The organism is Mesorhizobium sp. USDA 4413, assembly GCF_056280365.1.
This window is the reverse complement of sequence record NZ_JBVPRP010000001.1, coordinates 138,491-150,471: the sequence shown is the minus strand read 5'-3', so window position 1 is coordinate 150,471 and position 11,981 is coordinate 138,491. Positions and strand designations below refer to the sequence as shown.

At 64.5% G+C, this 11,981-nt stretch carries 12 protein-coding genes; 9 read left to right on the top strand and 3 right to left on the bottom strand.

Annotated elements, in window-relative coordinates; translation table 11 throughout:
- The first annotated feature begins 30 nt into the window (after window positions 1–30).
- Both ACVMIM_RS00750 and ACVMIM_RS00745 read left to right on the top strand, forming a co-directional pair.
- Window positions 31–564, top strand: a complete 534-nt coding sequence (locus tag ACVMIM_RS00750; RefSeq protein WP_476109794.1) for a TetR/AcrR family transcriptional regulator — start codon at window positions 31–33, stop codon at window positions 562–564.
- Window positions 565–694: 130 nt separating this feature from the next.
- Entirely contained in the window at window positions 695–2,305 is a 1,611-nt protein-coding gene (locus ACVMIM_RS00745) for an inorganic phosphate transporter (protein WP_476109792.1), read from the top strand.
- Window positions 2,306–2,752: 447 nt separating this feature from the next.
- On the opposite strand, the gene ACVMIM_RS00740 is transcribed toward ACVMIM_RS00745, so the two are convergent.
- Both ACVMIM_RS00740 and ACVMIM_RS00735 read right to left on the bottom strand, forming a co-directional pair.
- On the bottom strand, window positions 2,753–3,913 hold the full coding sequence (locus ACVMIM_RS00740; RefSeq protein ID WP_476109791.1) for a patatin-like phospholipase family protein: 1,161 nt from the start codon (window positions 3,911–3,913) through the stop codon (window positions 2,753–2,755).
- Window positions 3,906–4,691, bottom strand: coding sequence for an acetoacetate decarboxylase (locus tag ACVMIM_RS00735; protein WP_476109790.1), 786 nt, complete (start codon window positions 4,689–4,691; stop codon window positions 3,906–3,908). Before ACVMIM_RS00735 ends, ACVMIM_RS00740 begins: the two co-directional genes overlap by 8 nt.
- Window positions 4,692–4,942: 251 nt before the next feature.
- Between ACVMIM_RS00735 and ACVMIM_RS00730 the strand changes: the two genes are divergently transcribed.
- The 3 genes from ACVMIM_RS00730 (at window position 4,943) to chrA (ending at window position 8,106) form a co-directional block, all read left to right on the top strand.
- Entirely contained in the window at window positions 4,943–5,731 is a 789-nt protein-coding gene (locus tag ACVMIM_RS00730) for a 3-hydroxybutyrate dehydrogenase (RefSeq protein WP_476109788.1), read from the top strand.
- Window positions 5,732–5,905: 174 nt separating this feature from the next.
- Window positions 5,906–6,724, top strand: coding sequence for a chromate resistance protein ChrB domain-containing protein (locus ACVMIM_RS00725; protein ID WP_476109787.1), 819 nt, complete (start codon window positions 5,906–5,908; stop codon window positions 6,722–6,724).
- A complete protein-coding gene (chrA, locus tag ACVMIM_RS00720; RefSeq protein ID WP_476109786.1) occupies window positions 6,721–8,106 on the top strand; it encodes a chromate efflux transporter in 1,386 nt (461 codons plus the stop codon). The genes ACVMIM_RS00725 and chrA overlap by 4 nt, the downstream gene beginning before the upstream one ends.
- A gap of 21 nt (window positions 8,107–8,127) precedes the next feature.
- On the opposite strand, the gene ACVMIM_RS00715 is transcribed toward chrA, so the two are convergent.
- Window positions 8,128–8,577 (bottom strand): hypothetical protein, encoded by a 450-nt coding sequence (locus ACVMIM_RS00715; RefSeq protein WP_476109785.1) that lies wholly within the window; start codon window positions 8,575–8,577, stop codon window positions 8,128–8,130.
- Between ACVMIM_RS00715 and ACVMIM_RS00710 the strand changes: the two genes are divergently transcribed.
- The 4 genes from ACVMIM_RS00710 (at window position 8,576) to ACVMIM_RS00695 (ending at window position 11,872) form a co-directional block, all read left to right on the top strand.
- Window positions 8,576–9,145 carry a sigma-70 family RNA polymerase sigma factor gene (locus tag ACVMIM_RS00710; RefSeq protein ID WP_476109784.1) on the top strand — a complete coding sequence of 190 codons (570 nt, stop codon included), beginning with the start codon at window positions 8,576–8,578 and terminating at the stop codon, window positions 9,143–9,145. The genes ACVMIM_RS00715 and ACVMIM_RS00710 overlap by 2 nt on opposite strands.
- The gene (locus ACVMIM_RS00705) at window positions 9,132–10,061 is read left to right on the top strand and encodes an anti-sigma factor family protein (protein ID WP_476109782.1); all 930 of its coding nucleotides are present in this window, start codon (window positions 9,132–9,134) and stop codon (window positions 10,059–10,061) included. The genes ACVMIM_RS00710 and ACVMIM_RS00705 overlap by 14 nt, the downstream gene beginning before the upstream one ends.
- Window positions 10,062–10,166: 105 nt before the next feature.
- On the top strand, window positions 10,167–10,547 hold the full coding sequence (locus ACVMIM_RS00700; protein WP_476109781.1) for a hypothetical protein: 381 nt from the start codon (window positions 10,167–10,169) through the stop codon (window positions 10,545–10,547).
- A gap of 434 nt (window positions 10,548–10,981) precedes the next feature.
- The gene (locus ACVMIM_RS00695; RefSeq protein WP_476109779.1) at window positions 10,982–11,872 is read left to right on the top strand and encodes an adenylate/guanylate cyclase domain-containing protein; all 891 of its coding nucleotides are present in this window, start codon (window positions 10,982–10,984) and stop codon (window positions 11,870–11,872) included.
- The last annotated feature ends 109 nt before the right edge of the window (window positions 11,873–11,981 follow it).

Here is an 11,981-nt window from a genome sequence, read left to right as displayed (position 1 = left end):
TCCGCCTAGGCTAATGTAGGGGGAGGCGCGATGAGAGCACCCAGGGCAAACTCACGCGAAAAGATACTTGCCGCCGCCGCCGACGTTGCACGCGAGGCAGGCCCGGGAAGCCTGTCTCTCGAGGCGGTCGCCAGCCGCGCCGGGGTGTCGAAAGGCGGGCTGCTTTACAATTTCCCGACCAAGGCCAAGCTGATGCAGGGGCTGGTCGAAAACTATCTCAGCGATTTCCAGAAAGCGCTGGAGGCCCGGGCCGCCGAGGCCGGCCACGAAAGCGTGCTCTCGGCCTATATCAAGCTGTCGGCCGACGACTGCGAGCGGCCGAAGCCCTCGGCGTCCTGGATGTTCTCGGCCATCGCGGAGGATCCCGATTTCCTGACGCCGATAAAAGCCTTCAAGCACCAGCTGTTCGAGCGGCTGAAGGGGGAGACGGCGGACCTCGGCTCGCTGCTGGTCTGCTTTCTCGCCATTGAGGGAATGCGTAGCATGAATCTGTTCGATTCAGACGTGCTTTCCGAAGACGAGCGCAAGCTCTTGGTGTCCTCGCTCCTGAAGATAGCGGGATAGGTGACCGAACTGTTTGGTCATGACCAAACTGTTTGGTGGTGACCAAACGGTTAAGAGCGTCACACGAGCTTCATCCTGGGGACATACCGTCCTCCCCGGTTCTTTGCTGCAATGCAAAAGGAGTGGGACAATGGTGGACGTAGTTTCCAGTGAGGCGGGAATCCCGAGACCGGGTCATCCCCTGCAACAATCGGGCGGGGCCAAATGGTTCCTGCCGGCTTTCGGCGTGCTGGTGCTCGCCGGCATCATCTATGTCGGCTATGCGCTCAGCCAGGATCTGGCCATCGCCAAGACGGTGCCATGGATCCTGCTCGGCATCGCGCTTCTGATTGCCCTGGGCTTCGAGTTCGTCAACGGCTTCCACGACACCGCCAACGCTGTTGCCACCGTCATCTACACGCGTTCGCTGCCGGCCGAATTCGCCGTCATGTGGTCGGGCGTCTTCAACTTCCTCGGCGTGTTGACCTCGAGCGGCGTGGTGGCGTTCGGCATCCTGTCACTGCTGCCGGTCGAGCTCATCCTCCAGGTCGGGTCGTCGTCCGGTTTCGCCATGGTGTTCGCGCTTTTGGTCGCCGCCATCCTGTGGAACCTGGGCACCTGGTTCCTCGGCCTGCCGGCCTCGAGCTCGCACACGATGGTCGGCTCGATCATCGGCGTCGGCCTTGCCAACCAGTTCATGGCTCCGGTCGGCAGCGCCACCAGCGGCGTCGACTGGGGTCAGGCGACCAACGTCGGCACCACCTTGCTGGTTTCGCCGATCGTCGGCTTCTTCGCCGCCGCGGCGCTGCTCTATGCAATGAAGCTCTTGGTGCGCAACCCGGCGCTCTACGAGGCGCCGAAGGGCAACACGCCGCCGCCATGGTGGATCCGCGCGCTGCTGATCTTCACCTGCACCGGCGTCAGCTTCGCGCACGGCTCCAATGACGGCCAAAAGGGCATGGGCCTGATCATGCTGATCCTGATCGGCGTGGTGCCGACGGCTTACGCGCTCAACCGCACGCCCGACATCAACTATCTCGACGCCTACAAGTCGGCATCGGTGTCTGTCGAGCAGGCGCTGGGCAAATACGTCAAGCCCGGCGTCACCGTCGCGGATGCCAACGCTGCCAAGGCGGCCGTGCAGGAAGCCGTGCGCAGCAAGTCGTGGAACGATCAGACGACGCTCGCGCTGCAGACCTATATTCATAACACGACAGCCGGGCTGCAGCCCTACGCCACGGTCGACAAGGTTCCGACCGATCTGGTCAGCAACGCACGCAACGACATCTACCTGATCGGCGAAGCGCTGAAGCTGATCGACAAGAAGCAGTTGCTGCCAATGCAGGCCGACGACCTCAAGGCGGTCACCGACTATCACAAGGCGGTAGACAACGCGACGAAGTTCATCCCGCTCTGGGTGAAGATCGCCGTGGCGCTGGCGCTCGGGCTCGGCACCATGGTCGGCTGGAAGCGCATCGTCGTCACCGTCGGCGAGAAGATCGGCAAGAGCCACCTGACCTACGGCCAGGGCGCCGCCGCCGAGCTGGTGGCGATGATCACCATCGGCATGGCCGACCGCCTCGGCCTGCCGGTATCCACCACCCATGTGCTGTCGTCCGGCGTCGCCGGCACGATGGCGGCCAACGGCTCCGGCCTGCAGTGGTCGACCGTGCGCAACCTTCTGCTGGCCTGGGTGCTCACGCTGCCCTGCTCGATCGCGCTGGCCTTCGTGCTGTTCGTGATCTTCCGCCACGTCTTCTGAGCGGCGGAAGCGTCCTCCAAAAAAGGCAGCGCCGGTCGCCGGCGCTGCCTTTTTTTGGGCAAAACCCATGTTCGGGACACGAGTCGCAAGGGATGTATTTGTTGCGTCGACGTAGCGCTGGGGATAGCCGAGGCGCCCCTCACGTCGTCATTCTATGGCGGAGCAAGGAGCGAAGCGACGCGGCGTAGACCATAGAATCCATTCCGTTACCTATGAGCGTCACGGCGGTGCAGAACGACCCCTGTGCTGCGCCGTCTTTACCATTCGCGCCAGGTCACGGAATGGATCCTCGGGTCTCCGCGACGCCGCTTCGCGGCTGCTCCGCCCGTGGATGACGACGCGAGGAGGGTTTCGACAATCTCGTAGGGCCGATCCGCTCGATCGAACGACTGGATTCTCACCGCCAACGGATACGATGCCCACTGAAAAGCCGCCGCGCAGGACTGATCAGGTTGGGTCTTCGCGGTGCAGGTCGTGGATGGTGACGCCTTCGGCATTGTCGGGCAGCATCAGCCATTTCTTGTGGCGCAGCGTGCGCTCGGTGTCTTCCAGGCCCATCTCCCAGTGCTCGCGCATCGAGGTGCCGGAAAACTCATAGTCCTTGGCGTGGCCCTCATAGCCCTTGTGCTGGTAGATCAGGTGGACGATGTTGACCACGCCGGCATCGGAATAGTCGGCCATCAATTCCTTCTCGCCGTCTTTGAGCTGGTCCGGCGGCACGCGCTTCAACGCATCGAGCAGCTTCATCTTGAGCGCGTGGATGCGCTGGAAGTTGTCGGTGTTCTGGCGCGTGCGGCTGGAATACATGATGTCCTTGTGGCGCGACAGGACGTCGGCCATGCCGCGCGGCAGCACGCCGCGCGCGCTGAACAGGTCAACCTGGAACACCAGCGAGGAGCGGTCCTCCTCCTGGTCGAGCAGATATTGCAGCGGCGTGTTGGAGACGATGCCGCCGTCCCAGTAATATTCGCCCTCGATGCGGATCGACGGAAAGGCCGGCGGCAGCGCGCCGCTCGCCATAATGTGCTCCGGCCCGATGCGCACCTTGTCGGTGTCGAAATAGACGAAGTTGCCGGTCCTGACATTGACCGCACCGACGCTCAAGCGCTTCTTGCCGTCGTTCAGCACGTCGAAGTCGATCAGGCTTTCCAGTGTGTCCTTGAGCTCGGCGGTGTCGTAGAAACTGGTGGCGCCTTCCGCGCCCGAGAGCTGGAACCAGGGGTTGGGGCTGCGCGGCTTGAAGAAGCCGGGCTGGCCCATGGTCATCGTCATCCATGACGAGGTCTGGTTGCGGATGTCGCGATAGATGTCGCCTTCGGGCGTATAGGCCCAGATCTTGCGGCCCGAGATCGTCTGCCAGAACTGCTCCAGCCGCTGCAGGCGGCGGCTCGGTTCATTGCCGGCGATGATCGAGGCGTTGATGGCGCCGATCGAGACGCCGGACAGCCAGGTTGGCTCGCAGCCGGCGTCGGCAAGCGCCTGATAGACTCCCGCCTGATAGGCGCCGAGCGCGCCGCCGCCCTGGAAGACCAGGGCGATGCGATCATATTGCGCGGTGATCTCCTGGATAGTGGCGGCAGCCGCCTTGTTGCGGGTACGCTCAAGCACCGGCTTTCTCCAGCTCCTTCGCGCCGGCCGATCGGCCATTGTCAGCGAGATAATCGTGCACGACTTCGCCGAGGCCGAGCGTCAGGTCGGCGGTGAAGTGAACGGCCGAGACGATGTCGAGCACGGGCAGCTTGGCGACGTCGGCCATCACATGAGGGCGCAGGTCGAGCGCGGCGGGCGCCGTCCAGGCTTCCTTCAGCGTGACCTCGGTCAGGTAATAGCGGACCAGCTCGCAGATGCGTGGGCTGCCGTCGACATGCGGGATGATCTTGATGAGGAAATTGGGCGCGGCGAGCGAGGCCAGAACCTGATCGTGGTCGGCCTCGCGGTGCTTGTAGCCCATGGTGCCGGTGGCGCAGAGCACGCTGCCGTAATGGAGGGTGCCGACCACCACCTCGCCTTCATGCACGATCTTGGGGTTGGCGAGCTTTTTCGGGAAACCCCAGAGCTCGCGCCCGCCGGCGATCGGTGCGTCGTCGTCGAGATACATGGAATGCACATAGCCGCCATGCTGGCCCTTGTAGCGCACCGGGATGACCTGGCCGGTCTCGGTGTAGTCGCCGAAGCCGGTCGAATCCGGCATGCGGATGAACTCGTATTTGACCAGCGGCTCGTCGATCTCGAGCGGCGCCGGCACGACGGCCTCGAGGGCTTCGCGCGTCGTGCGGTAGGTGATGATGATGTATTCGCGGTCGAAGAACCGATAAGGGCCGGGCGGGAATGACGGGTCGGTGAGCGGCATCGCATAGGCGCGCTTCACAACATCGGCGATTTCCATGGCTGGTGCCCCAAACAGGTTTGAAAACAACCGCGCGCGAATGCGCTGGCAAATATGTTGCACGGCAGCATGACAGTGCCGTGTCAATGCCAAAGACGGCGCTTCCCCAAAGCCGGCAAGCGCCCTCTCGACGCTGTAACAGCGCCGACATATGGGTGTGGCATTGTGATGCTGCGGCGCACAAAGCATGTGCCTTCCGGGTTGTCTGCCGTCATACTCTTCTCTCCTGTCCTCCTGTCGCGAGATCTCCCATGGGTTCCCTGTCTTCGAAGAATGCGCTCGTCACCGGCTCGACCAGCGGCATCGGCCTTGCAATCGCGCGTGCCTTCGCCGCCGAGGGCGCCAACATCACCATCAACGGCCTGGGCGACGCCGCGGCGATCGAGCAGGAGCGGGCCGGCATCGAGAAGGATTTCGGCGTCAAGTGCCGCTATTCGGGCGCCAACATGATGGACGGCGCTGCCGTCACCGCCATGGTCTCTGAGGCCGAGAAGGCGTTCGGCAGCCTCGATATCCTGGTCAACAATGCCGGCATCCAGCATGTCGCGCCGATCGAGGAATTTCCCGACGACAAATGGGAAGCCATCATCCGCATCAATCTTCTGGCAGCCTTCTACGCCATCAAGGCGGCGGTGCCAGGCATGAAGAGCCGCAAATGGGGCCGCATCATCAACACGGCCTCGGCGCATGCGCTGGTCGCCTCGCCGTTCAAGTCGGCCTATGTCTCGGCCAAGCACGGCATCGCCGGCCTGACCAAGACGGTGGCGCTGGAGGTGGCGCAAGACGGCATCACCGTCAACGCGATCGCGCCCGGCTATGTCTGGACGCCGCTGGTCGAAAAGCAGATCCCCGACACGATGAAGGCGCGCGGCATGACCGAGGAGCAGGTCAAGCAGGACGTGCTTCTGGCCGCGCAGCCGACCAAGGAATTCGTCTCCGTCGAGGAGCTTGCCGCGCTGACGCTGTTCCTGTGCTCGGACGCCGCCAAGCAGATGACCGGCACGACCCTGCCGATGGATGGCGGCTGGACGGCGCAGTAAGGACAACGGCCGCTTCGGTTAAAGCGCGGGGCGGAGTTCCCGCCCTGGCAATTTGAATTCTTGACAATCGCGGGGGACCGTTCCAGCATTCCCGCAAGGGGTTCCTCGCGATGACCCCGTGAGGCGTCAGCCCAACGATCGCGTCCAGGCTCTCTTGTTCAGGAGGTGGACGCCATGCCATCAACAACCGCAATCACCGTTCCGCAACTTTCGCGTCTCGTCGGCTTGCCCGATGCGCCTTGCCTGGTCGATGTGCGCATCGATGAGGATTACGAAGCCGATCCGCGCCTGCTGCCGGCGTCTTGCCGGCGCGATTTCAGGACCGTCTCGACCTGGGCTGCGGAATTTTCCAGGCGCAAAGTCGTCGTGATCTGCCAGAGAGGGCAGAAGCTTTCGCAAGGCGTTGCCGCATGGCTGCGTCATGAAGGCATTCCGGCCGAGTCGCTTGAAGGCGGCTTCGAAGCCTGGGCCGGCGCCAAGGCGCCGCTGGTCAACGCCGGCGCGATCCCGCCGCGCGACGAAAAGGGACGCACAGTATGGGTCACGCGTTCGCGGCCGAAGGTCGACCGCATCGCCTGCCCCTGGTTGATCCGTCGCTTCGTCGATCCCGATGCGGTTTTCCTGTTCGTCGATCCGGCCGAGGTGCCTCTGGTGGCGGACCGCTTCGGCGCGGTTCCGTTCGATATCGAAGGCGTGTTCTGGAGCCACCGCGGCGATCGCTGCAGTTTCGACACGATGATCGAGGAATTCGGCCTGCGCGTCGATGCGCTCGACCGCCTGGCGCTGATCGTGCGCGGCGCGGACACGGCGCGCCTCGACCTCGCGCCGCAGGCGGCCGGGTTCCTCGCCGCCTCGCTCGGCCTGTCGCGCATGTTCCGCGACGATCTCGAGCAGCTCGACGCCGGCATGCTCCTCTATGACGCCTTCTTCCGCTGGTGCCGCGATGCCACCGACGAGACGCATAACTGGCCGGTCGGGGGCAAGGCACAATGACATCCCTCACCAAGGACGGCACCGCGCCGACGGTCGATGTCGCGGCCGTGCCGAGCTTCCGCGAGGCGACGCGGCTCTGGGCCAAGATTGGTCTGCTGTCCTTCGGCGGGCCTGCCGGGCAGATCGCATTGATGCACAAGGAACTGGTCGAGGAACGCCGCTGGATCGGCGAGGAGCGTTTCCTGCACGCGCTCAACTATTGCATGCTTCTGCCTGGGCCCGAGGCGCAGCAGCTTGCCGTCTATGTCGGCTGGCTGCTGCACCGCACCGCAGGCGGGCTTGTCGCGGGCATCCTGTTCGTGCTGCCCGGCGCGCTGGTCATGCTTGGCCTGAGCAGCTTCTACATGCTCTACAACGACGCGCCGGTCGTCGAGGCGCTGTTCTTCGGCGTCAAGGCGGCGGTGCTCGCCGTCGTGGTCGAGGCGGTGATCCGCATCGGCAAGCGGGCGCTGAAGAACCGCGCGATGGTGGCGATCGCCGTGGCGGCCTTCCTCGCCATCTATGTCGTGAAGCTGCCGTTCCCGCTGATCGTACTCGCAGCCGGGCTTATCGGCTGGGCCGGCAACCGCTTCGCGCCGGGGCTGTTTTCGGGCTCGGCGCACGGCAAGGGCGAAACCGCCGACAGCCGGGGCGTGGTCGACCTGATGTTCGAGCGAGGCGAACTCGGCCACACCATGCCGAAGCGAGGGCACGCCATCCGCACCGTCGCCATCTGGCTGCCGGTCTGGCTGGGGCCGGTGGCGCTGATCGCCTTGCTGGCGGGGCCAGGCAGCGTGTGGGCGCAGATCGGCGGTTTCTTCAGCCTGATGGCCGTCGTCACCTTCGGCGGCGCCTATGCCGTGCTCGCCTATGTGGCGCAGGCAGCGGTGACCTCGTTCGGCTGGCTTTCGCCTGGACAAATGGTCGACGGGCTGGGCCTTGCCGAAACGACGCCCGGGCCGCTGATCCTGGTGCTGCAATTCGTCGGCTTCGCCGCTGCCTATCGCCATGCCGGCATGGCCAGCCCGCTACTTGCCGGATCGCTCGGTGCGGCGCTGACGCTCTGGACCACCTTCGTCCCCTGCTTCTTCTGGATATTTCTGGGCGCGCCCTACATCGAGCAGCTCAGGCAGAACAAGGCGTTGGCGGCGGCGCTGGGCGCGATCACCGCGGCGGTCGTCGGCGTCATCATGAACCTTGCACTGTGGTTCGCGCTGCATGTCGTGTTCGGCAAAGTCGCAAGCGTCGGCTGGGGCGTGGAGGTGCCGGTCCTGTCCTTGCTCGACTGGCGCGCCGCGCTGCTCTCGGCGGCGGCGATGGTCGCCATGTTCAGGTTGAAACTCGGCATGCTGCCGACGCTGGCGGCCTCGGCGCTGGCCGGGCTTGCGCTGTTGACGCTGTAGGGCAATGCGCCTCCGATCACGTTAGCGTGAACGAAAAGGCCGACCGGTCGGGAATAAACGGCCCGGTCCGCCGGTCTCCAGGGTATGCGCCTTTGTGCGCAACAGCAGGAGACCGTTATGCAGCGGCACGAAGACAAATACGCACGCGCTGAAGAGGGCGAAGGCCTCAGCCGCCGTCGTCCCTTGGAGCGTTGCGGTTGGGCGCATCTGTTCCGGGCGGTACCGCCCCGCCGTCGGCCCTGATCCGTGCCGATCGCAACCATCGAGATGCACGACGATGACGGCGAGCACCACGTTGCAGCCAGCGATGCGCCGTCCCCTTTCGAGGCGCCCCTTGCTTCCGAGACCCTTGACTCCGGTGATACCGATGCCTTCTCCTCCCTCGAAGCAGGCGCCATCGCCTGCGGTCGCGATCTTTTCCCGCACGAGCAGGGACAGATCGCCGCCTCCCGCTGAGGGCGGCAGACCCATGGCGGGAGCGCCCGACGGCGGAACGGTGTTGAGCGAAAAGATGCTGGCCGCGCGTTTCACCGAGGTGGTGCTGCCGCATCTTGGCGATGCGCTGTCGCTCGCCCGCTGGCTGACCGGCAATCAGGCCGATGCCGAGGATGTCGTGCAGGAGGCCTGCCTCAAGGCGCATGCGGGCATTGCCCGCTTCGCTGGGGGAAACCCCCGCGCGTGGCTGCTGACCATCGTGCGCAACGCCTCCTATACATGGATGGCGAAGAACCGTCCGCGCAGCGTGGTCGCCGTCGGCGACCTCGCCGATCTCGACGATGTGTCGCCGCCGCCGGACAATGACGACAGCCCGGAGGCTGCGCTGATCGCCAAGGCGAATTCGGCGGCTGTGGAAGCGGCGATCGCCGGGTTGCCGCAAGCCTTCCGCGAAACGCTGGTGCTGCGCGACATAAACGGCCTCAGCTACCGCGAGATCGCCGCCATGCTCGGCGTGCCGCAAGGCACGGTGATGTCGCGGCTGGCACGGGCCCGCGGCCTCTTGATGACGGAACTCGGAGGGCGCCACCATGAGCCCGCATGAAAATCGCCCGCGTGAGGATGGATTGCCGCAAGACCCGCAGGATATGAAGCTGATGATCCACGCCCTTGTCGATGGCGAGCTCGATGCCGCGGCCGCTTTGGCGGTCGAGCGGCGCATGGCCGCCGATCCGGAGCTTGCTGCCGAGCATGCGCGGCTGGTGGCGCTGCGCGGCGCTCTCGCCAGCTTGCCGCGCCCGACGGTCAGCGACGATTTCCTGACGCGCATCGCGGCGATCGGCGCGGCAAAAGACGCAGAGGATGTGGAAGCCGCACGGGCTGGGCCCGTAAAGGCGGAAGTGCGGCCCTCCGTTCAGCCGCAGCAGCAGAGCAACGTCGTCGAGATGCGGCCGCGCGCGGCACGCTGGTTCAACTCTTTCGACTGGCGCCAAATGGCGGCCTCGATCGTGCTGACGGCGTTCCTCGCCAGCGGCGCGACGCAGTGGCTGGTGACGGCGGACAATAGCGCCGAGAGCTTCGCGGTCGCCGTCGCCAATGGCCATCGCCGCAGCCTGCTCGCGGCGAGCCCGGTCGACATCGTCTCGTCCGACCGCCACACGGTGAAGCCGTGGCTCGACGGGCGCATCGGCGTGTCGCCGCCGGCACCGGACATGGCCAAGGATGGCTACGCGCTGCTCGGCGGACGTGTCGAGGTGATCGGCGACAGGCCGATGCCGGCGCTGGTCTACCGCCATCACGAGCACCTGATCACGCTGGTGGCCGCGCCCCGGCAGAACGAGGCCAAATCGGTGCCGGTGGCGGACGATCTCTCAGCCGGCGGCTTCCTTCTGGTCCACTGGACCGACGATGCCTTCGCCTACTGGGCGATTTCGGATGCCGAACGCCCGGCGCTGGACGATTTCGTCACCCGCTTCCGGGCGGCGATCATCGCCAATCCAGCGGCCGGCAGCCCGGGCTAGCTCGACTTTCGCGTGTCCTCATGGACGCCGGATCGCCCGAGTTGAATTCTGGCGCGGCTTGCAGCAGAGTGGCGCGGCAGCCGGTGGTCTTTGCGGGAAGATCGAATGCGTTCCATTGTGGCTTTTGCAACGGTCGTGCTCTCGAGCAGTTCGGCACTCGCTTGCGATATCGGTCCTCAGGCAAATGTGACACTCGAGCCGAAGGACCAGACGGTCTTGATATCGCTAGGGAAGGCCATCGACGCGCAAGAGCTGCTGAAAGGCGCGCTTGTCGCCGCGCTGTTTTTCGAGCCCCCGGGCGCGCTGACGCTCAATGGGTCCGAAGCGCAAACATTGTCCCAGGCCCTGGTGGGCTTACACAAGGCAACGGCCTGTCACGCCGACGGGGTCATGATGGAAAGAATCCTCGAAGATGACACCCCTGGCATCAGATTTCTCAAGCAGATCGAGGGATGCTTGGCTGACGCCTGCGTCGACAATCAGTAACACCAGCGGCCGGTTGGGAAGCCGATGAGGCGACCCAACGCTTCGCAGGCCGATCCGGTCACCCTGCATGACAGGTGTGGGAGCCCCGTAGCTGCGCTCCATGCAAAGATCGTCCGTCGCGCGGCGTGGCGCGGGGAGTCGCAATCGATGGTCGAGGGGAATGCTGCGGCTGCGCGTCATCATGCCTGCCGCAGAAAGCTATCGGCCTGCGGGGCGCATGGCGGCCAGTGTGAGCGCGATCGCGATGCGTGCAAATCCCGTGGGGAGAAGCGTGTCGTTTGGCGGGACGAGCGAAGGCAGATGCCTGTCCGTTCCGACAACCCCGCCAAAACGCTTGCCCCGTGGCGCCTTGCGGCCCCCGGCGAGCAGGTAGATAGGTCAAGGTCGACTTGGGTGTGTTATACACGCTGCGTTCTCGGGCCGGATACGAGTCGATGGATCAGGAGAGACTTCTAGCCGCAGTCCTCTTGGCTGATGTCGTGGGCAGCACGCCGCTCTATGAGCGCATCGGCGACGATGCCGCTCTGCAGCAAATCTCGAATTGCCTCGACGCGATACGCGCGATCGTCGCCCGGCACGGCGGTGATTTCATTTACTCGAAGGGTGATGACGTGCTCAGCCTGTTCGAGAGACCGGAGGCGGCGCTGAAGGCCGTCTGCGAAATCAGCAGCCAACTGACGAAAGGGCCATTGCGATCCCGGATCGGATTGCATTTCGGGGCGGTCATTCGCGCGCGGGGCGCGGTATTCGGCGACGTTGTCAATGTCACCGCGAGGTTGTCCGCCACGGCCAACCCCGGGGAGGTTCTGATAAGCCAGAGCTTCTTCGAAGCCCTTTCCGCGGGCAGCCGCGGTGCCTTGCGGCTCCTCGACAAAATGGCCTTCAAGGGGAAGCAAGAACTCTTCGATGTCTATACGTTGGGAAGCGACGATGGGGCCCTCACCACGCACATCGCCAGGCGGGGCACCTTTGTCGACAGGCGCTCCGCCTTACCGCGTCAGATCAATCTGGTCATCCGCTATGGCGATCTGTTGCAATCCTGCCGAAACAACGAATTCGTGACTATCGGCCGATCTCCGGAATGCAATATCGTCGTCCAGCGGCCCTGGGTCTCACGGCACCATGCGACCTTCACCATTTCGAATGGCAAGGCCTGGCTTATCGAGCGAAGCTCGTCGGGCACATTTGTGTCGATGGGGACCAACCAAGAAGTATTCGTACGTCGCGAAGATATTCTCCTCTTCGGCTCCGGCATCATCTCGCCTGGACGCAGATCCTCCCTCGGCGACGCCCAGAACCTTCATTACGAAATTATCTCAGGCTGACCCGGCCGGGCCATCTGATCACGATTCTGGCTTCCTCAGGGCAGATCTCTCGCTTGCGACCCGTATATGCCGCTTCGCGTCGGTCCATCCAATAACGGATTGGAGTAGC